Raw genomic sequence first — 25,691 nt, forward strand, 5'->3', positions numbered from 1 at the left:
CCATGGAACGCATCTACATCGGCATGGGCAGCAATCTGGCTGACCCTGCCGAACAATTGCGCAGCGCCGCCGAGGCGCTGGCGTCCTTGCCGCAGTCCCGACTGGTCGGGGTTTCTGCGTTTTATCAAAGCGACTCGCTGCTTCCCGGACAACCGCGCTACACCAATGCGGTGGCCGCCCTCGACAGCACGCTGGCGCCACTGGAATTGCTGGATGCCTTGCAGGCCATCGAAAACGGCCAGGGTCGCGAGCGCCTTGAACGCTGGGGACCGCGTACGCTGGACCTCGATATCTTGCTGTTCGGTGATCGCCTGATCGACGAACCGCGCCTCAAGGTTCCCCACTACCACATGCAGGAACGGGCCTTCGTGCTTTACCCGCTGGCGGAGCTGGCACCTGCGGATTTGCAACTCGCCGATGGCCGAACCCTGGCCGAACTGCTCAAGGCATGCCCGTTCGTCGGCCTGGAACGCCTGCCCCCGAACTGACCCAAATCCCCTGTGGGAGCGAGCCTGCTCGCGATAGCGGTAGTACATTCAACATAGATATGGACTGACACACCGCCATCGCGAGCAGGCTCGCTCCCACATTGGTTTGTGGCGAACACTAAAGTGCGGCTGACCGCCGAATCGAACAAACCTGCTGAATCGCATCAGTTACTCCGGTAACACCCCACCCGTAACAATGCGGTAACACACGCAATTGACTTCCCTCGTTCTCCTCACGACTATAGGCGTCCCGCTGCCGCCTACACGGCGTTCAAGGGCGCAATCCAGGCCTTAAAAGCACGACGAAAGAGCGTGCGCCTGTATTCAACGAAGAATCACGCGCGTTACTCGCAGTAGTTTCCACAGCGCCTGAATGAGGAACTTTTCATGCCAGCCATCACCCTGACCACCCTGCAAGGTCTGAAGCAAAAAGGTGAAAAAATCACCATGCTGACCTGCTACGACGCAACCTTCGCCCACGCCTGCAACCAGGCCGGCGTCGAAGTGCTGCTGGTGGGCGACTCCCTCGGCATGGTTTTGCAGGGCCACGACAGCACCTTGCCTGTCACCACCGCAGAAATGGCTTACCACGTGGCTGCCGTCAAACGCGGTAACAGCGATGCCCTGATCCTCGCCGACCTGCCATTCATGGCCTATGCCACCACCGAACAAGCCATGACCAACAGCGCCCTGTTGATGCAGGCCGGCGCGCACATGGTCAAGGTCGAAGGAGCGTTGTGGCTGGCCGATTCGATCCGCCTGCTGGCCGAGCGCGGCATCCCTGTGTGCGCGCACATGGGCCTGACGCCGCAGTCGGTGAACATCCTTGGCGGCTACAAGGTCCAGGGTCGCAATGAAAACCAGGCGCGGCAGATGCGTGCCGACGCGATCGCCCTGGAACAGGCTGGCGCGGCCATGCTGCTGCTCGAGTGCGTCCCGAGCGAGCTGGCAGAAGAAATCACCCAGGCGGTGAAGATTCCGGTGATCGGGATTGGCGCCGGCAATCGCACCGATGGCCAGGTGCTGGTTCTGCACGACATGCTGGGGCTGTCCATAACCGGCCGCATGCCAAAATTCGTGAAGAACTTCATGACTGGCCAAACCAGCATTGAAGCTGCATTGAATGCCTACGTGACTGAAGTCAAGGCGGCGACTTTCCCTGGAATCGAACACGGATTCTCTGCATGAACACCGTAAAAACCGTACGTGAACTGCGGGCCGCTGTAGCCCGTGCCCGTAGCGAAGGCAAACGCATTGCCTTTGTGCCGACCATGGGCAACCTGCACAGCGGCCACGTTGCGCTGGTGACCAAGGCCTCCCAACGGGCGGACTTCGTGGTGGCGAGCGTCTTCGTCAACCCGCTGCAATTCGGTGCTGGCGAAGACCTCGACAAGTACCCGCGCACCCTCGCCGCCGACCAGGAAAAACTGCTCCAGGCCGGTTGCCATCTGCTATTCGCGCCAACCGTCGAGGAGATGTATCCCGACGGCATGACCGGCCAGACCCGCGTCAGTGTCCCGCAATTGTCCGAAGGCCTGTGTGGCGCAAGCCGGCCAGGGCACTTCGAAGGCGTGGCGACGGTGGTCAGCAAGCTGTTCAACATGGTCCAGCCGGACCTGGCAATCTTTGGCGAGAAGGACTTCCAGCAACTGGCGGTGATTCGCGCGCTGGTACATGACCTGAACATGCCGATCCAGATCATCGGCGAGCCGACCGTACGGGCGGCCGATGGTCTGGCACTGTCGTCGCGCAACGGTTTCCTCAACGAAGAGCAACGCGCAGTGGCACCGGTGGTCTACCGCACGCTGAATGCGATCAGCGAGGCGATCAAGCAGGGCGAACGCGATTACCCGGCGCTGATCGACACGCAGATCAAACAGCTCGAAACGGCTGGCCTGCGTCCTGACTATCTGGAAATCCGCCATGCCCTGACCCTGCGCCCGGCAACGGCGCAGGATCGTGACCTGGTGATTCTGGTGGCGGCGTTCCTCGGTACGACACGGTTGATCGACAACCTGCACCTGAACCTCGACGCGCCCGTCTAGCCAACACAACTCCCCTGTGGGAGCGAGCCTGCTCGCGATTGCGGTTGTTCAGTCACAACAATTTTGACTAATACACCGCCATCGCGAGCAGGCTCGCTCCCACAAGGGGATCTGCGCCGGTTTCCAAGCTGTATTGCCGCCCGCAACCCCTTCGGGCAAACTGCCCGCCGTTCGATTCCGACCTGGGAAACATTCATGCACGCCATCATGCTCAAAGCCAAGCTGCATCGCGCCGAAGTCACCCACGCTGTACTCGATTACGAAGGCTCCTGCGCCATCGACGGTGAATGGCTGGACCTGTCCGGCATCCGCGAGTACGAACAGATCCAGATCTACAACGTCGACAACGGCGAGCGCTTCACCACCTACGCCATCCGTGGTGAAGAAGGTTCGCGCATGATCTCGGTCAACGGCGCCGCGGCGCACAAGGCCAAGGTCGGTGATCGCGTGATCATCTGCGCTTACGCTCATTACAGCGAAGCCGAACTGCTCAACTTCAAGCCGCGCATGCTCTATATGGCACCGGGCAATGAACTGAGCCACACCAGCAATGCCATTCCGGTCCAGGTCGCCTGATCCGAGCCCTGTCTCTTCCGTTTGTCGGACCATTCCTAACTTCGATGTTAAAAAAGTACCGGAAACAGGTCAGACAAAGTCAAGACAGATCATTGCGCGGGGTTTACTGTATTCGCCCTGCGCCATGAAATCGTGTCGACGCAGTTGACCGGAACGCCCACCCACAGCGCTCCGGGATTTTTAGTGTTCAAAAGGCCGTTCAAGTAATAAGGAAACCCGCAGCGATGGCGTATTACCGCACTCCTCACGACGTTACCGCTCTGCCCGCCTGGCAAGCGTTGAATGACCACCGCCAAGCCATGCAGGATTTCAGCATGCGCGAAGCCTTCAATGCCGATCCGCAGCGTTTTACTCAATTCACCCTCAGCAGTTGCGGTCTGTTTCTCGACTACTCGAAAAACCTGATCAACGCCGAGACCCGTAATCTGCTGGTAGGCCTGGCCAACGAAGTCGACCTGAAGGGCGCGATCAAATCGCTGTTCGACGGCGAAATCGTCAACTCCTCCGAAGGCCGTCCGGCCCTGCACACAGCCCTGCGCCGCCCGGTTGGCGACAAGCTGTCGGTCAACGGCGTCAACGTGATGCCGGAAGTGCACAAGGTGCTGAACCAGATCACCGACCTCGTGGGCCGTATCCATGACGGTCTGTGGCGCGGCTACACCGAGAAGCCGATCACCGACGTGGTGAACATCGGCATCGGTGGCTCCTTCCTCGGCCCGGAACTGGTGTCCGAAGCCTTGCTGTCCTACGCCCAGAAAGGCGTGCGTTGCCATTACCTGGCGAACATCGACGGCAGCGAGTTCCACGAACTGACCATGAAACTGCGTGCCGAAACCACGCTGTTCATCGTTTCGTCGAAATCCTTCAATACCCTCGAAACCCTGAAAAACGCCCAGGCCGCCCGTGCCTGGTATCTGGCCCAGGGGGGGTCGGAAGCCGAGCTGTATCGCCATTTCATCGCGGTATCGAGCAACAACGCCGCCGCCGTAGCCTTCGGTATCCGCGAAGAAAACATCTTCCCGATGTGGGACTGGGTCGGTGGCCGCTACTCGCTGTGGTCGGCCATCGGCTTGCCGATTGCCCTGGCCATCGGCATGTCCAACTTCAAGGAACTGCTGTCCGGTGCCTACACCATGGACCAGCACTTCCAGAGCGCACCGTTCGAACAGAACATGCCGGTGCTGCTGGCCTTGCTCGGCGTGTGGTACGGCAACTTCTGGGGCGCGCAAAGCCACGCGATCCTGCCGTACGATCACTACCTGCGTAACATCACCAAGCACCTGCAACAGCTGGACATGGAATCCAACGGCAAAAGCGTGCGCCAGGACGGCAAGCCCGTGTCCACCGACACCGGGCCGGTGATCTGGGGCGGCGTCGGCTGCAACGGTCAGCACGCCTACCACCAGCTGCTGCACCAGGGCACCCAACTGATTCCGGCAGACTTCATCGTGCCGATCGTCAGCTTCAACCCGGTGTCCGACCACCACCAGTGGCTGTACGCCAACTGCCTGTCGCAAAGCCAGGCGCTGATGCTCGGCAAGACCCTGGCCGAGGCCGAAACCGAGCTGCGCGACAAAGGCATGAGCGAAGCCGACGTACACAAACTCGCGCCGCACAAGGTGATCCCGGGCAATCGCCCGAGCAACACCCTGGTGGTCGAGCGCATCAGCCCGCGTCGCCTCGGCGCACTGGTGGCGATGTACGAACACAAAGTCTTCGTGCAAAGCGTGATCTGGGGCATCAATGCCTTCGACCAGTGGGGCGTGGAGCTGGGCAAAGAGCTGGGCAAAGGTGTCTACAACCGCCTGGTCGGCAGCGAAGAAACCCCGGCCGAGGACGCCTCGACTCAAGGGCTGATCAACTACTTCCGCGGTCGTCACCGCGGATAATCTGACACCGCCCTGTTGTACCTTGTGGGAGCGAGCCTGCTCGCGAATGCGGTTTGTCAGTCGACTTTGATGTTGACTGACCCAACGCTTTCGCGAGCAGGCTCGCTCCCACAGTTGTTTTGTGTACGGCTTGAACCCATTGACCACTCGGCGCATCTTTATCCTTGTCGCAAAACAAGAATAAGGAACCGTCATGTTCGATATCAGCAAGTTCCCCAAAGCCGATGCCGTCCGCCGGGCTGCACAATTGAGTCAAGACGACTATCAGCGCCTGTACCGCGAATCCATTGAACACCCCAGCACCTTCTGGGCCGAACAGGCCACGCGTTTTCTCGACTGGAGCGCGCCCTGGGAAACCGTCCAGCGCTACAATCTGAAGACCGGCGAGGCCAGCTGGTTTGCCGGTGCGCAATTGAATGTCAGCTACAACTGCATCGACCGGCACCTGGAGAAACGCGGCGATCAGGTCGCCATCATCTGGGAAGGCGACGACCCTGCCGACTCGACATCGATCACCTACAAACAACTGCATGAAAACGTCTGCCGCCTGGCCAACGTGCTGAAAAGCCGTGGCGTGAAAAAAGGCGACCGCGTGTGCATCTACATGCCAATGATTCCCGAGGCGGCCTACGCCATGCTTGCCTGTACCCGCATCGGCGCAGTGCACTCGGTGGTGTTCGGTGGTTTCTCCCCGGACTCGTTGCGCGACCGCATTCTCGACGCTGACTGCCGCACCGTGATCACCGCCGACGAAGGCGTGCGCGGCGGCCGGCCCGTGCCACTCAAGCAGAACGTCGACAAAGCGCTGCAAAGCTGCCCGAACGTGAGCACCGTGCTGGTGGTCGAGCGCAGAAACGTACAGGTGAATTGGGTCGAAGGACGGGACATCAAGTACCAGCAGGCCCTGCGCGAAGCCAGCGCCGATTGCCCGCCCGAACCGATGGACGCCGAAGACCCGCTGTTCATCCTCTACACCTCCGGCAGCACCGGTAAACCCAAAGGCGTGCTGCACACCACCGGCGGCTACCTGCTGCAAGCGACGATGACCTTCAAGTACGTGCTGGATTACCGCGATGGCGAGGTCTTCTGGTGCACCGCCGACGTCGGCTGGGTCACTGGCCACAGCTACATCGTCTACGGTCCGCTGGCCAACGGCGCGACCACGCTGATCTTCGAGGGCGTGCCGAGCTACCCGACGACCTCGCGCTTCTGGCAGGTGATCGACAAGCACAAGGTGAACATTTTCTACACCGCCCCGACGGCCCTGCGCTCGTTGATGCGCGAAGGGCCCGCCGCGTTGAAGGAAACCTCCCGCGCCAGCGTCAGACTACTCGGTACGGTCGGCGAACCGATCAATCCGGAAGCGTGGGAGTGGTACTTCCATGAGGTGGGCGAAGAGCGTTGCCCGATCGTCGATACCTGGTGGCAGACCGAAACCGGCGGCATCATGCTCAGCCCTTTGGTCAGCGCCCAACGGATCAAGCCCGGTTGCGCCACACAACCGATGTTCGGCGTGCAGCCGGTGCTGCTCGACGAGCAAGGCAAGGAAATCAAAGGCGCCGGCAGCGGCGTACTGGCCATAAAATCCAGCTGGCCGGCGCAGATCCGTAGCGTCTATGGCGACCCGCAGCGCATGGTCGACACCTATTTCAAGCCGTATCCCGGTTACTACTTCACCGGCGATGGCGCGCGGCGCGATGAAGATGGCGACTACTGGATCACCGGGCGCATCGACGATGTGATCAACGTGTCCGGCCACCGTATCGGCACCGCCGAAGTGGAAAGCGCCCTGGTGCTGCACGAAAGCATCGCCGAGGCCGCTGCGGTCGGTTACCCCCACGACATCAAGGGCCAGGGCATCTATGTCTTCGTCACGCCCATGAACGGCGTTGAGACCAGCGATGAACTGAAGCAGGAATTGCTGGCCCTGGTCGGCAAGGAAATCGGCAATTTTGCCAAACCAGACTTGATCCAATGGGCGCCAGCCTTGCCGAAAACACGCTCAGGCAAGATCATGCGGCGCATTCTGCGCAAGATCGCCTGCAACGAACTCGATAGCCTGGGCGATACTTCGACCCTGGCCGACCCGAGCGTGGTGCAAGGGCTGATCGACAAACGCCTGAATCAATAACGTGCCTTTGCAGGAGCGAGCTTGCTCGCGATGAACTCAAGTGCTCCGCGTACATTCAGGAGAAACGCGTTACCGTTGAAGTCCATCGCGAGCAGGCTCGCGCCTACAGGAAATTACCGGGACACCATGGAATTCATCCGCACCCGCATTGAAACCCAGATCATGAGCCTGACCGGTTTGTCCCTGGGCAAGCTCGACCTGGAAAACCCCAAGGGCGACCCCGGGCTGTTCGGACCGGACTCGGTGAGCTGGCAAGTCCATGGCGATTTCAGCAGCATGCTGATCGGTGGCATCAGCGCCCTGATGCTGCAGGCCCTGCACCCGCTGGCATTGGCAGGGGTCTGGGACCATTCGAATTTTCGTGAGGACATGCTCGGTCGCTTGCGTCGCACCGGGCAGTTCATCTCCGGCACCACCTTCGGTTCGCGGCAAGACGCCGACTGGTTGATCGAGAAGGTTCGCACCATTCACTTGCAGGTAACCGGCACGGCGCCGGATGGACGCCCCTATGCCGCCAGCGATCCCGATCTGCTGACCTGGGTGCACGTCGCCGAGGTCAGCAACTTCCTCGCCGCGCATTTACGCTATCGCAACCCGCATCTGTCCCCAGTCGATCAGGATCGCTATTACGCAGAGATCGCCTTGGTAGCCGAGCGGCTCGGTGCCCGGGAGGTGCCCCGTTCGCGACAGGCCATTGCCGACTACCTTGAGCACGTGCGCCCGCAACTGCTGTGCGACGAGCGCAGCCGCGAGGTGCTGCGCCTGTTGTTGAACGCGCCCTCTCCCAGTCGTTTGGCCAAGCCGTTCGGGGGGCTCATGATGCAGGCGGGGATCGATCTGTTGCCGGATTGGGCCAGTGACATGCTCGGCGTCAGCCAAAACCCGCTGCAACGCAAACTGATCCGCGCCAGCGTCAACCGCAGCGCGCCAATGCTGCGCTGGGCGGTGCGTAATGGATCGGTGCATCGGGCTAAACGAAGGATGGGTTTACTGACCTGATGCTCAGAGCCGCAAGCTCAAAGCTTGAAGCTTGAAGCTTGAAGCTCAGTAACTGTTAAACTCCCGCGCCCAATTCTCTCCTGCAAGGCGCCCAGCATGTCTTCCTTGAATCAGGCGCTGCGCGCCGCCCTCGATCAACGCCAGGACCTGCTCGCCGAACTGCACCAGCAGGGCACCGACTGCTATCGCCTGTTCCACGGCAGCCAGGAAGGTGCCGGTGGCCTGACCATCGACCGCTACGGCCCGCAATTGCTGGTACAGAGCTTCCACCAGCCGCTGGAGCGCGAGGCGCTGCTGCAACTGCACGTCGCGATCAACCAATACCTGGGTTTTGAAACCCTGCTGGTCTACAACGACCGCTCCCGCGGCAACTCGCGCATCGATCGCGAAGACATCGTCTACCGCGCCGACGAGGCCGCCATGCAAGACCTGGTCGGCCACGAATGGGGCCTGAACTATCGGGTGCGTGGCCGCCATGCCGGACAAGACCCGCTGCTGTTCCTCGACCTGCGCAACACCCGCGGCTGGGTCAAGGATCACAGCAAAAACAAAAGCGTGCTGAACCTGTTCGCCTACACCTGTGGTGTCGGCCTCAGTGCCGCCGCCGGCGGTGCGCGCGAGGTGTGCAACCTGGACTTCGCCGAAGGCAATCTGGCGGTCGGTCGCGAGAACGGCCAACTCAACCCGCAGTTGCCGACCATGGAATTTATCCAGTCCGACTACTTTCCGGCCATTCGCCAACTGGCCGGCCTGCCGATCAGCCAGCGCCGCGGGCAAAAACTGCCGAGCTATCAGCGCCTGGAACAGCGCCAGTACGATCTGGTGCTGCTGGACCCTCCGGCCTGGGCCAAGAGCGCATTCGGCACCGTCGACCTGCTGCGCGACTATCAGAGCCTGCTCAAGCCGGCCTTGTTGACCACCGCCGACAACGGCGTGCTGATCTGCTGCAACAACCTGGCGAAAGTCAGCATGGACGACTGGCGCGAGCAGGTTTTGCGTTGTGCGGAGAAGGCCGGGCGGCCGGTGCGTGAGTGGAGCGTGATGAAACCAGGCGCCGACTTCCCGTCGATGGATCAGCAACCACCGCTGAAAACCCTGATTCTGCAGCTCTGACAGCTGTGGGAGAAATCTGAAACTTCCTCGACAGGTCAATCACTTCGGAACCGGAAACGCGTGCCATACTCCAAGGCACTCCGATTCAGACAGATGAAGCCGCACATGTACAAAGGATTGATCCGCGCCATCGGCGCCTTGTTGACTGCTCTGGCCCTCTACAGCTTGCTGGGTTTTCTGATTTTACCGGGTGTGGCGTTGCGCATTGCCAACCAGCAACTGGCCAATTACGCCACCACCCCCGCCACGATCCAGCGGATCGAGTTCAATCCGTTCAGCCTTGAACTGACCCTCTGGGGCTTGAACATCGGCGAGCCCGGCAAGGAGCAGGTCGCTTTCGAACGTTTGTACGCCAATCTGCAACTCGACAGCCTGTGGACCAAGGCGGTGCACCTGTCCGATATCGAACTGGACAAGCCCAAGACCGAAATCCTGTTCGGCAAGGACGGCAAACTCAATCTGCTCGGGCTGTTCAAACTGCCAGCAAGCGAACCCACGCCCGCCGACCCGAACGCCAAGCCGTTTCCGCTGCGTATCGAGCGCATCAAGCTGGCCGGCGGCGCCCTGCACTTTGTAGACGCCCGGCCCAGCGAGCCTATCGAGTTTCTCTACGACTCCCTCGATTTCGAATTGAAGAACCTCAGCACCCTGCCCGATGACAGTGCCGACATGACCCTGGTGGCCGTCGGCCCCAATGGCGGACAGATCGACTGGACGGGTAATTTCAGCCTGATCCCGATCGCCTCCGAAGGTAAGCTGAAAATCACTGATGGCAAGATGAAAGCCTTTTGGCCCTATGTGCGCGATGCCGTGCCACTGGACCTCGAAAACGGCGTCATGAGCATCAGCACCGACTACAAACTCAGTCTGTCCAAGGAAACCGAGCTGCTGTTGAGCAATGTAGCGGTCACTGTCGCCCCCTTCGCGATCAAGGCGCCGGATGGCCGGCCGCTGGTAAAGCTTGAGCGCCTGGACGTCAGCGAAACCACGGTGGACCTGGCCAAACAGCAGGTGGTGGTCGGCAAGATCCGCAGCCACAAACTGGAAACCTGGGCCGCGCTGGAACCGGACGGCCAACTCGACTGGCAGAAACTGTTCGCCAGCCAACCGTCAAAAGCCACCGCCAAAGCCAAGGCGGATGCCGAACCGGCCAGCACTCCGGCGGCGGCAGACTCACCGAAACCCGAACCGGGCGCACCCGACAAACCCTGGCAGGTGCTGCTCAAGGATGTGCAACTGCGCGACTACAAGGTGCATCTGGCTGACCGCAAGGCACAGCCTGCCGTCGCCCTGGACCTGGCTCCGCTGAACCTCGACCTGCAAAACTTCGACAGCCTCAACGGCTCGCCCTTTACCCTCAAGCTCGATACCGGTGTGGGCAAGCAAGGCAAGATCATGGCCGACGGCGAGGTCAATCTGGCCCCGGTCAGCGCCAGGCTGAAGGTCCAGACCAGAGACATCGACCTGCGGGTTGCCCAGTCCTACATCACGCCCTTCATTCGCCTGGAACTGCGCAGCGGCATGCTCGGCAGCGATCTGGCGGTCAACCTGAAAAGCACCGAGCCCCTGGCCTTCAACGTCACCGGTCGCGCCCAGGTCGATCAGTTGCATACCCTGGACACCCTGAAAACCCGCGACTTCCTCAAGTGGCAACAGGTCGTGGTCGAAGGCCTGAACTATCAGCATGGGGACAGCCTGTCGATCGACAAGGTCAACCTGTTCCAGCCCTATGCGCGTTTCATGATCAACGATGATCGCACCACCAACATCGACGACCTGCTGATTCCGCAACCGGCGGACTCCGGGGCAAAACCGGCAACGAGCAAACCGACAAGCAACGAAAAACCTCTTGGCATCCACATCGGCGGTATTTTCATCAATGACGGTTCGGCCAACTTCGCCGACTTCAGCCTGACCCCGAACTTCGCCACCGCCGTCCAGCAACTCAACGGGCAGATCGGCACCATCGACAGCCGTCAGCGGAAACCGGCCAATGTCGACGTCAAGGGCAAGGTCGATCGCTACGCGCCGGTGACCATCAAGGGCTCGGTCAACCCGTTCGACCCGATGGAGAGCCTCGACATCGCCACCAGCTTCAAACGCGTGGAACTGACCACGCTGACCCCCTACTCCGGCAAGTTCGCCGGCTACCGCATCCGCAAGGGCCGGCTCAATCTCGACCTGCATTACCAGATCACCAAGGGGCAGCTCAAAGCCGACAACAAAGTGGTGGTCGAGCAACTGCAACTGGGTGAAAAAGTCGACAGCCCGGATGCCGTGAGCCTGCCGCTGAAACTGGCCATTGCCTTGCTCAAGGACGTCGACGGCAAGATCTCCATCGAGCTGCCGGTCACCGGCGATCTGAACAACCCTCAGTTCAGCGTCATGCCGATTATCTGGCAGACCTTGCGCAACCTGATCGTCAAAGCCGCGGCGGCACCGTTCAAACTCATTGGCGGGCTGGTCAACGGTGGCGGTTCGGAAGACCTGGGCAGCGTTTCATTCGCGGCGGGTTCCAGCGAGTTGGGCAAGGACGCCGAAGGCGCCCTGGACAAACTGTCCAATGCGCTCAAGGAACGCCCGGCCCTGCGTCTGGAAATCGAAGGCACCGCCGCCCAGAGCAGCGATGGCCCGCTGATCGCCGAACAACGCCTGGAGCGTGAGTACCAGTACAACTACTACAAAATGCTCCAGCGTCGCGGCGACAAGGTCCCGGCCCAGGCTTCGTTGCTCGAAGTGCCGGACGGGGAAAAAGGCCCGTTGCTCGAAGGCATCTACCGCACCCGCCTTAAAACCCAGCCCCCTGCCGAATGGAAGGACCTGGGCAAGGAAGAGCGCACCGCGAAAATGCGCGCCGAGGTGATCAAGTTCTGGAGCTCCAGTGACGTACTGTTGCGTCAACTGGGTCAGGAGCGCGCCAGCAGCATCAAGGATTACCTGGTCGACAAGGCCAAACTGGAAGATCAGCGGGTGTACTTCATCGACGCCAATCTGGGCGAAGCGGAAAGTGACGGCCGCGTGGTGACACCGATGCATCTGGATGCCGAGTGATGCCCGGTCAGAGCTGATGGGGCATCACCAAAACTTCATATAGCCCGCACAGCTTTTTGTATTTCTCCCCAAATAAAACAGGCCCCGGCAAAATTGCGCGGGGCCTGTGATGGCCAATATCCGTTTGGCCCTTCGCATGAACACTCAGGTTGCAATAGACGTATGACTCGGCTCGTCTGTCGCGCCTTCTCCCGGTCCAGGCGAGAAGTCTTGCCTTACTCGGCTTTCAGGCCGTCAGCGGAGACCGCCTTGACGCCTTTGATTTTCTTGGTGATGGCCACAGCCATTTCCTTTTGCGAATCGGTCACGGCGGTGGTTGACGACAGCGATACCACACCTTTGTTGGTTTCAACCTTGATGTCACTACCTGGAATGCCTTTTTCAGTCATCAGGTCAGCTTTGACTTTGGTGGTGATCCAGGTATCGGAAGTAGCTTCTTTCGCTTCGGTCATCTCACCGGCAGCCAGCACCATTGGCGACTGGGTTGCCTGGGTGGTTTGAGCAAACGCGGCGTTGCCCATGGTCAGGGTCAGCGCGGTAGCAGCAGCGGCAGTGATAGCGAACTTCTTCATACGAGTAACTCCTGTTTTTCGGAAAGTCTGCCGGGTGTCTTGTCGGCAGGGTTACCAAGGGTATTGCGAACGCTGTGCCAACTTTGAAACAGAGAATAAAACCTTATAAATCAATAAATTATAAAATCAGCCAATTTTCGGAATCATGCAAAATGCACGAGATTCAGAAACACTGCATGCAAGTTGCGGGTTTGTGGAAAGTTCCTAAGATGCTGAAATTTCTGAGCTTTCTTTTTAGCTTCTGAGGACGGGTCGACAAACAGGAAAACCCCGCAAAAAAGCGGGGAATTGATTCAGCAACTCATGCCGCAGAACCGGAACACCCTTTAGGCAAGTAATCCGGGGAAACACTGCTCTTGCATGACCAGCCTTTGGTTTCGTCCCGTGTCAGGGTGACAGTTTTGCCTTGAACCACCCCCGGAGCATTGTGCAACGTACAGACGATTGATCCCGCTCCCTCCGGCGTTGTAGCCGTCACAGACAGGGCGCAATGGGTGGTCGATGCCACACCGGCGGGCGCCACGTTGGCAATTGTCGGAGTTTCCCCCTGATTGATCACATCCTCGAACGGCACTTTCATCGCAGTCAGCTCGGCCAGCGCCGCCGTGACCTTGGCCCGGGCCTGGTACTTGGAATACATCGGCAGGCCCAGTGTTGCCAGGATTCCGATGATCGCCACCACGACAAGCAACTCGATCAGGGTAAAACCTTTCTGATTGTTCATTTACAAGCTCCATGCATGAGTCGGAGGCTCATGACCTGCCCCATGGCAGCACAGCCTGTGCCAAGGCCGGAAGCCCCTGTTGGCAAGGGATCTGGTAGCCATCAGGCCTTTTCCTCCTACCAGGACCCGCACTATCTGACGTTTTTTGTCACCTCACCCTTGCGGGTTTGGCCTCATCCTTTGACTAGGCTATAAGAGCAATTCAATCGGAATCCCCAGGACTGAACATGGCGGTCAAGGCAGCGAAAATCAGCGTGTATGCATGGGAAGGCATCGACCGCAAAGGCACAAAAGTGACCGGCGAACTCAGCGCTCAAAACCCGGCGCTGATCAAGGCGAAACTACGCAAGCAAGGCATCAGTCCGGGCAAGGTTCGCAAGAAAAACCAATCGGTTTTCAGCATGGGCAAGCGTATCAAGGCCCAGGACATCGCCCTGTTCACCCGGCAAATGGCGACGATGATGAAGGCCGGCGTGCCGTTGTTGCAGTCCTTCGACATCATCGGCGAGGGCTTCGACAATCCGGCCATGCGCACGCTGGTGGACGAACTGAAACAGGAAGTTGCGGCAGGCAGCAGCTTTGCCGCCGCCCTGCGCAAGAAGCCCCGGTATTTCGATGAACTGTATTGCAACCTGGTGGATGCCGGCGAACAGGCCGGTGCCCTCGACACCCTTCTGGAGCGAGTCGCGACCTACAAGGAAAAAAGCGAATCCCTCAAGGCCAGGATCAGGAAAGCCATGACCTACCCGCTAGTTGTGGTATTCGTCGCGGCGATTGTCACCGGAATTCTGCTGGTCAATGTCGTGCCGCAGTTCGAGTCGGTCTTCAAAGGCTTCGGCGCCGAACTGCCGGCCTTTACCGTGATGGTCATTGGACTGTCGCAATTCATGCAGGCCTGGTGGTGGGTGGTCCTGGGCGCGCTGCTCACGATGGCCTTCGGCGTGCGCCACATCCTCGGAAAGTCCCCAGCCTTGCGTGACCGGATGGACACCTGGCTGCTGAAGCTGCCGCTGGTGGGCACCCTGATGCACAAGTCCGCCGTGGCCCGGTTCGCCCGCACACTGTCGACCACTTTCGCTGCCGGCGTGCCGCTGATGGAGGCCCTGCAATCAGTGGCCGGCGCGACTGGCAATAGCGTGTTCAAGCGCGCTGTGTTGCGCATCCGGCAAGACGTTTCGACCGGCATGCAATTGAATTTCGCCATGCGTACCTGCGGCGTCTTTCCGAACATGGCGATACAGATGACGGCCATCGGCGAAGAGTCAGGCACCCTGGACGCCATGCTCGACAAAGTCGCGGGGTTCTACGAAGACAACGTCGATAACATGGTCGATAACCTCACCAGTCTGATGGAGCCGTTCATCATGGTGGTGCTGGGTGTTATCGTCGGTGGACTGGTAGTTGCCATGTACCTGCCCATCTTCCAACTTGGCTCAGCGATCTGACATGCCCTTGAATGAAATCCTGATTCACTCTCCGCTGGCCTTTGTCCTTCTCGCAGGCATCACTGGCCTGCTGGTCGGCAGTTTCCTCAATGTCGTGATCTGGCGCCTGCCGAAAATGCTCGAACGCGACTGGCGTGAGCAGGCCCATGACATTCTCGGGCTGCCTGGTGAAACGCCGTTGCCGACCTACAACCTGTTGCTACCCCACTCCCAATGCCCGCACTGCGAACACCGAATCCGCGTCTGGGAAAACATCCCGCTGCTCAGTTATGTGTTTTTGCGCGGCCGTTGTTCAGCCTGTGCGGCGGCGATCAGCCCGCGCTATCCGTTGACCGAATTGGCCTGCGGCCTGTTGTCAGCGTTTGTTGCCTGGCACTTCGGCTTCGGTTGGCCGGCCGGCCTGATGCTGATCCTGAGCTGGGGGTTGCTGGCGATGAGCCTGATCGACGCCGAACATCAGATATTGCCGGACGTACTGGTGCTGCCGTTGATATGGCTGGGGTTGATCATCAACAGTTTCGGCCTGTTCGTGTCGTTGCACGAGGCGCTTTGGGGGGCGGTCGCCGGCTACGGCCTGCTGTGGTCGGTGTTCTGGCTGTTCAAGCTGGTCACGGGCAAGGACGGCATGGGCTACGGTGATTTCAAGCTGCTGGCGATGCTGGGCGCCTGGGGTGGCTGGCAGATTTTGCCCCTGACCATCCTGCTGTCCTCGCTGGTGGGTGCCATTATCGGGCTGGTGCTGCTGCGCTGGCGCCATGCAAAAACCTCGACGCCGATCCCTTTCGGTCCCTATCTGGCCATTGCCGGCTGGATTGCGTTGCTCTGGGGTGGTCAAATAACCGACTTCTATTGGCAGTCTGTCGGTTTGAAATGAATACCCCTGTGGAAAAACCCTGGATTCTCGGCCTGACCGGCGGCATCGGCAGCGGAAAAAGCGCGGCCGCCCAACACTTCATCGATCTGGGCGTGCATGTGGTCGACGCCGATCATGCCGCTCGCTGGGTCGTTGAACCCGGCCGCCCGGCACTGGCACAGATCGCAGAACACTTCGGCCCCGGTGTGTTGCAGACCGACGGACAACTGGACCGCGCTGCGCTACGCAAATTGATCTTCGAAGTGCCTGAAGAGCGCCGCTGGCTGGAGGGCCTCCTGCATCCACTGATCGGCGAGGAAATCGCTCATCACCTGGCGCTGGCAAAATCGCCTTATGCGATTCTGGTATCGCCGCTGCTGATCGAGTCCGGCCAGTACGCCATGACCCAACGGGTACTGGTGATCGATGCCCCGGAACAATTGCAGATTGAACGCACCCTGCAACGTGACCAGACCAGCGAGCAGCAGGTCCAGGCGATTCTCAAGGCCCAATCCAGCCGTCAGGATCGCGTAAGTCATGCCGACGACGTCGTGGTCAATGACCGCGACCTGGCCTGGCTGCACAGCGAGGTCGAACGCCTGCATCACTTTTATCTTACTTTGCGTGGAGGCCAGTCATGAGCCAACCAACAACCGTCGAATGCCCAACCTGTGGCGCCCCCGTGGAATGGACCGCCGAAAGCAAATTCCGGCCATTCTGCTCCGATCGCTGCAAACTGATCGACCTGGGCGCCTGGGCGTCCGAAGAACACAAGATCCCAGTGGCCCCCGATGCCGAGGACGAGATGTTCAGCGGTGACTTCGACCCGCGCCACTGATCCACCGGGTCGACGATTTCAGGGCTTGGGATCGTCGTCCTTCCAGGGGGCCGAGAGGTAGCGGGTGCGGTTGAACGTCTCAAGCCACTCCGGACAAAACACGACCAGCGCACTGACGATCATGCCGTTGATAAACGCTTCGGGAAAAATGATCAGCCATAGATATCCGACAAAATCTTCCAGCCAGTACGGCATGGCAAAACGCTCGTCGAACCATAACAACCAAAGCGCCAGCAGCAGACACAGCAATGCCGACAGCGCGGCGGCAAAGAATCCGGAGACGAAGATATACACGAAGGGATTTCGTGGCTGCGCCCGCTCCACCAGGATCGCGCAGCACTCGGTGACCAGCACCGGCAGCGCAATCAACAGCGCACCATTGACCCCGACCGCCGCCAGGTCCTGTCGGCCGAGCAGCACCAGCCCCGTTTGTGCAACCAACCCGCCAACCAGCGCCAGCGGCCAGTCCAGCAGTAGCGTCACCGCTGTCATGCCGATGAAGTGGTACGACACGCCGGTATCAAAGTCGCGCCGCACCAGCCACAACAGAAACAGCGCAAACACCGTTCCAAACAGCAGATGCTGACGACGGCTGTCGGTGAACAGTTCAACCCACGGCGCGCGCCAGATCGCCCAGATCAACACCGGCACATAGATCAGCCATCCGGCCGCAAGGGTTTGCGATGACAGCAACTCTGCACCGATCATGGCTATGCGCGACTCCTTGGCGAAAGACAAACGACACTCAGTCTACACCGCCGCTCGCCCGCCCTTCGACTTCAAGCCCAATGCCGCGGATCGTTCATCACCACGTCATGTTCGGCGAACAGCTTCGGCAGCTCAGACTTGAGAAAGTCCACCCAGGTGCGGACCTTGGCATCGAGAAAGCGTCGCGAAGGATACAGCGCATACACATTACGCTCGCGCAGGCGCCATGCAGGTAACAGGCGCAGCAAAGTGCCATCACTCAAGGGCCGCGTCGCGGTGTAGAACGGCAGCAGGCTGACGCCCATGCCCGCCTCCGAAGCCTTGACCATCGACTCGGCAACGTTGCACTGAAAGGTCTTGGCCGGGCTGACGGCGTGCTCGCCGTGCTCGTCCTGGAAAAGCCATTGATCGCCGTACAACGGGTCGAGCATGCGCAGGCATTGATGATCGTTCAACGCCTGCGGCTGCCGCGGCACACCCCGGCGTTGCAAGTAAGCCGGGGAGGCACAGGGCACGCTGTAGATCTGCCCGACGGCCTGCGCAACCATTTGCGAGTCGGCCAGTTCGGGAGCTATCGAAATCACCACATCGTGCCCCTCCTCCAGCGGATCGGGATTGAGCTGCGACAAGGTCAACTCGAACACCACATCGGGATACAGCTCGCTGTAGCGGGCGATCAACGGCGTGAGCAGCACACCCAGGCCGTTCATGCTCTGCACCCGCAAGCGTCCGGCCGGCTTGATATGAGCGCCACGGGCCTCGGCCGTCGCCTCATCCATGGCCTCGACGATTTGCCGGCTGCGCAGCAGGAAGCGCTCGCCGGCGTCGGTCAGGCTCAAGCGCCGCGTGGTGCGTTGCAGCAGGCGCGCCTGTACATGTTCCTCCAGATCCGCCACCAATCGGGATACCTGGGCGGTCGACAGATCCAGCGCATCGGCAGCCCCGGTGAAACTGGCGCAATCCACCACCCGGATGAACACGCGCAAGTTGTTAAGCACATCCATAAGCCCCCCTCGGGCGATGACTGTTACGGTTTATGTAAGGCTGCATCCACCGTTCGCCCCTTTATCCGTGGGTGGCAAAGACTAAAATTCAAACATCACAAACAACACGGAGCACGCCAACATGAAAACGTTGATCAGCCTGTTGCTGACCGTCATCGCCACCTCGGCCATGGCCGCTGACAACGAACCGCTCGCAGTCCTGTACAACCCGGCGCAGCCACTGGACATCGCCAAGGTAGTTTCGGTGTCCGACACCGCGACCGCGTGCGGGGTCGTACCGGCGACCATGGAGTATGTCGATCATCAAGGCCAGACTCACCGCGTGACCTATAACGTCATCGGTGATTGCACCAGCAACCTGTGATCAATGGGCTCACAGCAAGGTCCAGGTGTAGCTGAGGATCAAGCGGTTCTCGTCGATATCACTGCGGTAGTTTGAACGCGCCATCGCGTTGCGCACTCGGATGCCAAGACCTTTGAGGCTGCCGCTCTGCAACACATAGCCGATGTCCAGGTCACGCTCGCGATCCTTGCCTTCATAGCCCTTGCCGGTATCGACGTTATTGCCGCTGATGTAGCGCACGGTACTGGTCAGCCCCGGTACGCCGAGCGCCGCGAAGTCGAAGTCGTAGCGCGCCTGCCAGGAACGTTCATCGGTGGAGGCGAACTCGTAGGTCGGCACTTCGTTGCCCAGCGGCGAGATGTTGGCAAATACCCGTGGAAATGCGCTGTCGCCGAACATCCCCTGATAGCCGACGTAAAACGTATGACCGCCACGCTTGGCCGACAGCAACGAGAAGAACGCCTGGTTGTCGATGTTGCCCAGCAGTTTTTTGCCGTCCTCGCGCGAATCGTAGTAACCGAGGTTGGCGCCGAGGATCCAGTCGCCCACCGGTTCACTGTGCTTTAAACCCAGAAAACGCTGGTTGTAGATATCTTCCAGTTGCCCGTACCAGGCGCTGACCGAGCTGCGCTTGTCGTTGAAGGCATAATCAGCGCCGGCAAAATTGAAACCGTCACTGCTGACCTGGCGCTGCGGCACGTGACCCAGCATCGCTTGCATCTTTTCGTCGCCAGCCTCGTTGCGCAGGCTGGTTGAACTCAAGTGACCACCCTGCAGCGTCAGGCCATTGATCTCGCTGGAGGTGATACTTGCGCCCTGATAACTCGGTGGCAGCAGGCGGATATCGCTGAATGCCAACACCGGCAGATTGGGTTGCAACTCACCGACTTTCAGCTCGGTTTTGGAGTAGCGCATCTTCAACGCACCTTCCAGACGGCTGTAGTTGTCTGCCGCGCGGCCGTCGTCCTGCACCGGCAGCAAACCGGTATTGGTCCGGTCCGGAGCGCTGTCGAGCTTGAGGCCAAGCAAGCCGATGACGTCCACCCCAAACCCGACGGTGCCTTGGGTGTATCCAGACTTCACGTTGAGGATGAACCCCTGGGCCCACTCTTCAGCTTTCGATTGCTGGTTGGCGCCGACGATGTCGGAATAGTCGCGGCTGAAGTAGTAATTGCGCGCCTGCAACGTCGCGGTGGTGTCTTCGACAAAGCCGGTTTGCGCCGCCATCGCGCCCGTGGAAAAACTCGAGACGACAGCCAGGGACAACGCCGAACCGGTTGTTGGGAGAATCTGTTTCATCGTTTTTCTCTTATTGTTATTGATCGACTGGTTGTAGGACTTCAGTTGCAGTTGATTGGCGACGGGGAACGGGGCGACGGACGCTCAACAGCACATGGGTGACCATGCCGAAAATCAGCCCCCAGAATGCCGCGGACAAACCGAACAACGACATGCCCGAAGCCGTGACCAGAAAGGTCACCAGCGCGGCTTCACGATCGCTCGGCACTGCCATCGCGCCCGTCAACGCACCGGCAATGGCGGCGAACAGGGCCAGCCCGGCCAGCGCCGCGATCAACTCTTTGGGGAATGCTGAAAACAGCGAGACCAGCGTGGCGCCGAAGATCCCCAACAGCAGGTAGCACAGGCCGCCGACGACCCCGGCCACGTAGCGTTTGCGAGGATCTTCGTGAGCTTCGCGACCGGTGCAGATCGCCGCGGTGATCGCCGCCAGGTTCAGCCCATGGCAACCAAAGGGCGCCAGCAGTGCCGTGCCCAGCGCGCTGCTGGCGATGATCGGGCTCGCCGGCGTCGGATAACCGCTGACGCGCAGCACCGCCATGCCGGGCACGAACTGACCGGTCAGCGCCACCATCACCAGCGGCAAGGCGATGTTCAGGATCGCGCCCAGGCTGAACTCGGGCGTGATCCACACCGGCGTGGCCAGGCCGATCACCAGCGCTTCACGATGCAAATCACCGGTGAACGCGGCAATCGAGCAGCCCACCAGCAGCACCATCATCACCGCATAACGCGGCATCACTCGCTTGCAGATCAGGTAGCAGGCAAACATCGCCAGGACCAGCACCGGCTTGTGCTGCATCGACACGAACAACCCGGTGCCGAAACTGAACAGGATCCCCGCCAGCATCGCCGCCGCGATCGCAGCGGGCAGCTTGCTGATGATCCGGTCGAAAGCCCCCGAGATGCCAACCAGGAAAATGACCAGGCTGCTGACCAGATAAGCCCCCACTGCCTCTGCCATGGAGATGTCCGGCAACAGCGTCACCAGCAACGCCGAGCCCGGCGCCGACCAGGCGATGATCACCGGAACGCGGTAGCGCAGGCTCAAACCGATACCGAGCACGGCACTGCCAATGGAGATCGCCCAAATCCAGGACGACAACATTTCCCGCGAAAGATGTGCCGCTTCTGCCGCCTGAAAGATGATCACCAATGGACCGGCATAGGAAATCACCGTGGCAATGAATCCAGCCACAGCGGCTGACAACGAGAAGTCCTGGAAAAACGCTTTCATGATTCAGGCACCGGTCGCTGACAACGCTGGGTTGACGCCAGCAGCGCTGCGTCGGCTGCTGATGGCGAACACGGTCATGGCCAGGGCCGCCACTGCACCGGGCAAGGCAAACGCCATGAAGTTCAGTTGCAGGGGCAGGCTGATCCCGAGCAAGACACCACCCAGCAGCGGACCGACGATGGCCCCGTTGCGCCCAATGCCCGACGCCCAGCCCAGACCGGTAGAACGAATTGTCATGGAATAAAACTGCGCGGCGCAGGCGTACAAGAGAATTTGCGAGCCAATGGTGGTGGCACCCGCAATGGCGATCAGCAGGTACAACACCGGCATCGGGCTGTTGAAGCCCAACAGGGTTATCGACACCGCCGCCATGGCGAAAAACACCGCCAGCACCCGCGGCAGATTGAGTTTGTCGCCCAGCACCCCGCCACCGACCGCCCCGAAGATCGCCCCGAAATTCAACACCAGCAGGAACGACAGGCTCGAACCCAGGCTGTAACCGGCGTTGGCCATCAGTTTCGGCAGCCAGGAACTCAGCGCGTACACCATCAACAGGCAGCAGAAAAACGCCAGCCACAGCATCAGCGTGCGCAGCGCACGGCCTTCACGGAACAGCTGCAACACCGGGGTGCCCGTGCCTTTTACCTCGCCCATGTGCAATTGATCGCAGGTTTGCGCGACGTAGGCCGGATCGATGCGCTGAAGAATATTGCGCGCCTCTTCATGACGCCCCTGACGCAACATGAAGCCCACCGATTCGGGCAGGAAATACATGATCAGCGGCAACAACAGCAACGGCAGGACCGCCACGTAAAACACCGACTGCCAGCCGAAACCCGGGATCAGCACAATGCCCAGCCCGGCGGACAGCATGCCGCCCACCGAATAACCGCTGAACATGATCGCGACCAGAGTGCTGCGGATTTTTTTCGGCGCGTACTCGTTCATCAGTGCGACGACGTTAGGCATCACGCCGCCAATGCCGAGCCCGGCAATGAAGCGACAGAGGCCGAACTCGGTGGGGTTGCGGGCGAAACCATTGAGCACGGTGAAGCCACTGAAGAGCATCACGCAGATCGTGATGGCTTTTTTGCGGCCGATCCTGTCCGACAGCGGACCGAAGAACAGCGCGCCGAACATCATGCCGAACAGTGCATAGCTGCCCAGTGCACCGGCTTGCAGAGGACTGAGCCCCCACTCTTTCATCAGCATCGGCAAGACCACGCCGTAGATCACCAGATCGTAACCGTCGAAGATGATGATCAGGGCACACCAGAACAGCACCATCCAGTGAAAGCGGTTGAAACGAGCGTTGTCGATAACCTCATGTACGTCGATCTTGCGCATGGCATCTATCTCTTGTTGTTGTTTTTTAGAGCGGCGGTAACACGGCTTACGTCCGTACAGCCGAGGGTAGAGCCGCCCGCCACGTGGCAATAGCCAGTGCGCGCAGATCACTATCCGTTTTGTGCAGGGCCCTGAAACGGGCATGGGAACGGAAGGCTTATGAGCCTCTCCGACAAATTGTCTTCTTTGCGATCACATTTGAACGCTAAGCTTGGGCCTATGGATGACTCAGATTATTTACGCCTGCTGACCATCGCGGCCGAGCAAGCCAACGCGTTTCTGTCCAATGCCCGCAAATGGGAGCGGGAGCGTTGGGTGTGCCAGCGCCTGTTGCAAGGTTTGAACATTCCCTATCGCGCCGATGAATTCGCCCCCGCCGGGGAGCCGCCGGACGTGTTGTTTCGCGATGCCAGTTTCGAGGTGTTCTTCGTGCTCGACGAAGGCCGGCGCCTCAACGATGAATGGCGCGACGAACTGCAGCGCCGACGCAGCGCGTTTTCCCTGAGCCAACTGGTACGCCGCGAGGCCAAGCCACGACGCATCCCCGCCAACGAGTTCTTGTTGCGATTGGCGCCGACCTTGCGCAAAAAAGCGCACAACTACAAAGAGCGCGGCATGGACCTGGGTGAACTGGACATCATTGCCTTCGCCAGCCTCAAACGCGAAGTGCTGGACCTCAACAGCCATTTCCCGCCGCCGACCGAGTACCTGCGCCAGGGCTGGCGTTCACTGTCCCTGGTCGGGCCGACTTTTGCCCGCGTGCTGTTCGCCCACCCGGATGCACCGGACTTCTTGCGCAGCAACCTGGGGCGCAGCATTGTCTTTGACGTCGGGATCAGCCTGTGAGCCCGCTGCAGGCGCTGATCGCCGAGGTGCCACAACAAGGTCGTGTACGCTGGATCGGCGTGCGCCCGCAATCACGTTCGGCAATGCTTGAACTCGATGCCGTGGAAGCGCGCCTGGAGGCCGGCCTGACCGGCGACCACGCCCGCCCCGGCGTGCGCAATGCGCGGCAGGTCACGCTGATTCAGTGGGAGCACCTGGCGGTGATCAGTTCGCTGATGGGGCGTGCACAGGATCATCCGGTCCGGCCTGAAGATCTGCGGCGCAATCTCGTTATCAGTGGCATCAACCTGTTCAGCCTCAAGGGCCGCCGCTTCCGGATTGGCCAGGCAACGTTCGAAACCACTGGATGGTGCCAACCCTGCGCGCGCCTTGAAAGCAACCTGGGCATCGGCACCTTTCAGGCCGTGCGCGGACATGGCGGAATCACTGCCCGGGTGTTAAAAAGTGGAATCATTCGCCTGGACGATATCGTCAGCGTCGAACCCGTTCCAGACAGCGGCTATGCTGCGTTCAACCCTGGGTAAAAACACTGTAGCTTCCACACATTCAGCAACGTCTACCTTTGACGAGGCCCGATATGACCAGCCGCCTGAACCCCGACGACCAAAAGCATGTCGAAGAGTACCTGCAGTTGTCCCAGCACCAAGTCGAGCGCCGGCCTTTCCGGCCGTGGATGCTCCTTGTACTGGTATTGGCAGTGACCATTGGTCTGGGCCTGTTGAGCCGACTTATCAGTTACCTGACGCTATGAGCTGCCTTGCGCTCGCTCGGGTAATTGCACCGATTTCTTTTAGCCTTGCGAGTTATCCCCATGTCCCATCGTATTGTCATTGTCGGCGGCGGCGCCGGCGGTCTGGAGTTGGCTACCCGTCTGGGTAAGACTCTGGGCAAGCGCGGTACGGCCAGCGTGATGCTGGTCGACGCGAACCTGACCCACATCTGGAAACCCTTGTTGCACGAAGTGGCAGCCGGGTCCCTGAACTCTTCCGAAGACGAACTCAACTATGTCGCCCAGGCCAAATGGAACCACTTCGAGTTCCAGCTGGGGCGCATGAGCGGGCTCGATCGCGCGAACAAAAAAATCCAGTTGGCCGCCACCTACGACGAGGCCGGTCTGGAACTGGTGCCGGCGCGCGAAGTGCCTTACGACTCGCTGGTGATCTCCGTCGGCAGCACCACCAACGATTTCGGCACCCAAGGCGCAGCGCAACACTGCCTGTTCCTCGACACCCGCAAACAGGCCGAGCGTTTCCACCAGCAACTGCTCAATCACTATTTGCGCGCACACGCCGGTCAGACCGACGCAGTGGAACAAATCAGCGTGGCCATCGTCGGCGCCGGTGCCACCGGGGTTGAGCTGGCCGCCGAGCTGCACAACGCCGCCCACGAACTGGCGGCCTATGGCCTGGACCGGATCAAACCGGAAAACATGCACATCACCCTGATCGAAGCCGGTCCACGGGTGCTGCCGGCGCTGCCGGAGCGGATTGGCGGGCCTGTGCATAAAACCCTGGAGAAACTCGGGGTCAACGTCATGACCAATGCCGCGGTCAGCGAAGTGACGGCCGACAGCCTGATCACCGCCGACGGCAACGAAATCAAGGCCAGCCTGAAAGTCTGGGCCGCGGGGATTCGTGCGCCGGGTTTCCTCAAGGACATCGATGGCCTGGAAACCAACCGCATCAATCAGCTGCAAGTGCTGCCGACCCTGCAAACCACCCGCGACGAGAACATCTTCGCCTTCGGCGACTGCGCCGCCTGCCCGCAACCAGGCAGCGACCGCAATGTGCCACCACGCGCCCAGGCCGCTCACCAACAGGCTTCGTTGCTGGCCAAATCGCTGAAGCTGCGCATCGAAGGCAAGCCCCTGCCGGAGTACAAGTACACCGACTACGGCTCGCTGATCTCACTGTCGCGCTTTTCGGCCGTGGGTAACCTGATGGGCAACCTCACCGGCAGCGTGATGCTCGAAGGCTGGCTGGCGCGGATGTTCTACGTGTCGCTGTACCGCATGCACCAGATGGCGCTGTACGGGCCGTTCCGCACGGCGATGCTGATGTTGGGCAGCAAGATCGGGCGCGGTACTGAGCCACGGCTGAAGCTGCACTGATGTAAACCTGTGGGAGCGAGCTTGCTCGCGATGGCGTCCTTTCTGTCGATATCAATGTCGCCTGATACACCGT

25 protein-coding genes are annotated in these 25,691 nt (G+C 60.3%); 18 read left to right on the forward strand and 7 right to left on the reverse strand.

Annotated elements, in window-relative coordinates; genetic code table 11:
* Window positions 1–2 precede the first annotated feature (2 nt).
* From folK to Q8X48_RS17900, 9 genes are all read left to right on the forward strand, one after another.
* The gene (gene folK / locus Q8X48_RS17860) at window positions 3–488 is read left to right on the forward strand and encodes a 2-amino-4-hydroxy-6-hydroxymethyldihydropteridine diphosphokinase (RefSeq protein WP_407802394.1); all 486 of its coding nucleotides are present in this window, start codon (window positions 3–5) and stop codon (window positions 486–488) included.
* 387 nt (window positions 489–875) lie between these two features.
* Window positions 876–1,676, forward strand: coding sequence for a 3-methyl-2-oxobutanoate hydroxymethyltransferase (panB, locus tag Q8X48_RS17865; protein WP_015096862.1), 801 nt, complete (start codon window positions 876–878; stop codon window positions 1,674–1,676).
* The gene (gene panC, locus Q8X48_RS17870; protein WP_407802397.1) at window positions 1,673–2,533 is read left to right on the forward strand and encodes a pantoate--beta-alanine ligase; all 861 of its coding nucleotides are present in this window, start codon (window positions 1,673–1,675) and stop codon (window positions 2,531–2,533) included. The genes panB and panC overlap by 4 nt, the downstream gene beginning before the upstream one ends.
* 195 nt (window positions 2,534–2,728) lie before the next feature.
* Complete coding sequence (gene panD, locus Q8X48_RS17875) at window positions 2,729–3,109, forward strand: aspartate 1-decarboxylase (protein WP_003228271.1); 381 nt, start codon at window positions 2,729–2,731, stop codon at window positions 3,107–3,109.
* 224 nt (window positions 3,110–3,333) lie between these two features.
* Window positions 3,334–4,998 carry a glucose-6-phosphate isomerase gene (gene pgi / locus Q8X48_RS17880; protein WP_015096864.1) on the forward strand — a complete coding sequence of 555 codons (1,665 nt, stop codon included), beginning with the start codon at window positions 3,334–3,336 and terminating at the stop codon, window positions 4,996–4,998.
* A 193-nt stretch (window positions 4,999–5,191) separates the two neighbouring features.
* On the forward strand, window positions 5,192–7,129 hold the full coding sequence (gene acs / locus Q8X48_RS17885; protein ID WP_126047582.1) for an acetate--CoA ligase: 1,938 nt from the start codon (window positions 5,192–5,194) through the stop codon (window positions 7,127–7,129).
* A gap of 126 nt (window positions 7,130–7,255) precedes the next feature.
* Complete coding sequence (locus Q8X48_RS17890) at window positions 7,256–8,128, forward strand: oxygenase MpaB family protein (RefSeq protein ID WP_407802400.1); 873 nt, start codon at window positions 7,256–7,258, stop codon at window positions 8,126–8,128.
* 96 nt (window positions 8,129–8,224) lie between these two features.
* Entirely contained in the window at window positions 8,225–9,241 is a 1,017-nt protein-coding gene (locus Q8X48_RS17895) for a class I SAM-dependent rRNA methyltransferase (protein WP_407802402.1), read from the forward strand.
* Between the two features lie 93 nt (window positions 9,242–9,334).
* Window positions 9,335–12,292, forward strand: coding sequence for a DUF748 domain-containing protein (locus Q8X48_RS17900; RefSeq protein ID WP_407802404.1), 2,958 nt, complete (start codon window positions 9,335–9,337; stop codon window positions 12,290–12,292).
* 215 nt (window positions 12,293–12,507) lie between these two features.
* Here Q8X48_RS17900 and Q8X48_RS17905 read toward each other — a convergent pair whose 3' ends face one another.
* A complete protein-coding gene (locus Q8X48_RS17905; RefSeq protein ID WP_015096869.1) occupies window positions 12,508–12,864 on the reverse strand; it encodes a BON domain-containing protein in 357 nt (118 codons plus the stop codon).
* A gap of 301 nt (window positions 12,865–13,165) precedes the next feature.
* Window positions 13,166–13,588, reverse strand: a complete 423-nt coding sequence (locus tag Q8X48_RS17910) for a pilin (protein WP_407802406.1) — start codon at window positions 13,586–13,588, stop codon at window positions 13,166–13,168.
* A 227-nt stretch (window positions 13,589–13,815) separates the two neighbouring features.
* Between Q8X48_RS17910 and Q8X48_RS17915 the strand changes: the two genes are divergently transcribed.
* The 4 genes from Q8X48_RS17915 to yacG are packed head-to-tail and all read left to right on the forward strand — an operon-like array spanning window position 13,816 to window position 16,724.
* Window positions 13,816–15,033, forward strand: coding sequence for a type II secretion system F family protein (locus Q8X48_RS17915; protein WP_407802408.1), 1,218 nt, complete (start codon window positions 13,816–13,818; stop codon window positions 15,031–15,033).
* 1 nt (window position 15,034) lies between these two features.
* Complete coding sequence (locus Q8X48_RS17920) at window positions 15,035–15,907, forward strand: prepilin peptidase (protein ID WP_407802410.1); 873 nt, start codon at window positions 15,035–15,037, stop codon at window positions 15,905–15,907.
* Entirely contained in the window at window positions 15,904–16,527 is a 624-nt protein-coding gene (gene coaE, locus Q8X48_RS17925) for a dephospho-CoA kinase (protein ID WP_126047595.1), read from the forward strand. Before Q8X48_RS17920 ends, coaE begins: the two co-directional genes overlap by 4 nt.
* Complete coding sequence (gene yacG, locus Q8X48_RS17930; RefSeq protein WP_007970539.1) at window positions 16,524–16,724, forward strand: DNA gyrase inhibitor YacG; 201 nt, start codon at window positions 16,524–16,526, stop codon at window positions 16,722–16,724. The genes coaE and yacG overlap by 4 nt, the downstream gene beginning before the upstream one ends.
* 18 nt (window positions 16,725–16,742) lie before the next feature.
* Here the strand turns inward: yacG and Q8X48_RS17935 are convergent, their stop codons facing one another.
* On the reverse strand, window positions 16,743–17,432 hold the full coding sequence (locus tag Q8X48_RS17935) for an energy-coupling factor ABC transporter permease (RefSeq protein WP_095965633.1): 690 nt from the start codon (window positions 17,430–17,432) through the stop codon (window positions 16,743–16,745).
* A 71-nt stretch (window positions 17,433–17,503) separates the two neighbouring features.
* Complete coding sequence (locus Q8X48_RS17940; protein WP_407802414.1) at window positions 17,504–18,436, reverse strand: LysR family transcriptional regulator; 933 nt, start codon at window positions 18,434–18,436, stop codon at window positions 17,504–17,506.
* A gap of 121 nt (window positions 18,437–18,557) precedes the next feature.
* Here Q8X48_RS17940 and Q8X48_RS17945 point away from each other — a divergent pair, with 121 nt between their 5' ends.
* The gene (locus tag Q8X48_RS17945) at window positions 18,558–18,800 is read left to right on the forward strand and encodes a DUF2790 domain-containing protein (RefSeq protein WP_008052099.1); all 243 of its coding nucleotides are present in this window, start codon (window positions 18,558–18,560) and stop codon (window positions 18,798–18,800) included.
* A gap of 9 nt (window positions 18,801–18,809) precedes the next feature.
* Here Q8X48_RS17945 and Q8X48_RS17950 read toward each other — a convergent pair whose 3' ends face one another.
* Genes Q8X48_RS17950 through Q8X48_RS17960 form a run of 3 tightly spaced genes read right to left on the reverse strand, consistent with a single transcriptional unit; the run spans window position 18,810 to window position 22,662 of the window.
* On the reverse strand, window positions 18,810–20,078 hold the full coding sequence (locus tag Q8X48_RS17950; protein WP_407802417.1) for an OprD family porin: 1,269 nt from the start codon (window positions 20,076–20,078) through the stop codon (window positions 18,810–18,812).
* Window positions 20,079–20,094: 16 nt separating this feature from the next.
* Entirely contained in the window at window positions 20,095–21,315 is a 1,221-nt protein-coding gene (locus tag Q8X48_RS17955) for a benzoate/H(+) symporter BenE family transporter (protein WP_102675791.1), read from the reverse strand.
* 3 nt (window positions 21,316–21,318) lie between these two features.
* A complete protein-coding gene (locus tag Q8X48_RS17960; protein ID WP_407802419.1) occupies window positions 21,319–22,662 on the reverse strand; it encodes an aromatic acid/H+ symport family MFS transporter in 1,344 nt (447 codons plus the stop codon).
* A 219-nt stretch (window positions 22,663–22,881) separates the two neighbouring features.
* On the opposite strand from Q8X48_RS17960, the gene Q8X48_RS17965 reads away from it, so the two are divergent.
* The 4 genes from Q8X48_RS17965 to Q8X48_RS17980 are packed head-to-tail and all read left to right on the forward strand — an operon-like array spanning window position 22,882 to window position 25,618.
* Window positions 22,882–23,508 (forward strand): DUF1780 domain-containing protein, encoded by a 627-nt coding sequence (locus Q8X48_RS17965; RefSeq protein WP_007970534.1) that lies wholly within the window; start codon window positions 22,882–22,884, stop codon window positions 23,506–23,508.
* Window positions 23,505–24,032: an MOSC domain-containing protein gene (locus tag Q8X48_RS17970; protein WP_407802420.1), complete on the forward strand. Its 528-nt coding sequence runs from the start codon at window positions 23,505–23,507 to the stop codon at window positions 24,030–24,032. Before Q8X48_RS17965 ends, Q8X48_RS17970 begins: the two co-directional genes overlap by 4 nt.
* A gap of 53 nt (window positions 24,033–24,085) precedes the next feature.
* Window positions 24,086–24,259, forward strand: a complete 174-nt coding sequence (locus Q8X48_RS17975; RefSeq protein WP_007970531.1) for a DUF3094 domain-containing protein — start codon at window positions 24,086–24,088, stop codon at window positions 24,257–24,259.
* Window positions 24,260–24,319: 60 nt separating this feature from the next.
* Window positions 24,320–25,618, forward strand: coding sequence for an NAD(P)/FAD-dependent oxidoreductase (locus tag Q8X48_RS17980; protein ID WP_007970529.1), 1,299 nt, complete (start codon window positions 24,320–24,322; stop codon window positions 25,616–25,618).
* The last annotated feature ends 73 nt before the right edge of the window (window positions 25,619–25,691 follow it).

Source organism: Pseudomonas sp. QLc11A, assembly GCF_052112305.1.
GTDB classification, from domain to species: Bacteria; Pseudomonadota; Gammaproteobacteria; order Pseudomonadales; family Pseudomonadaceae; genus Aquipseudomonas; species Aquipseudomonas laurylsulfatiphila.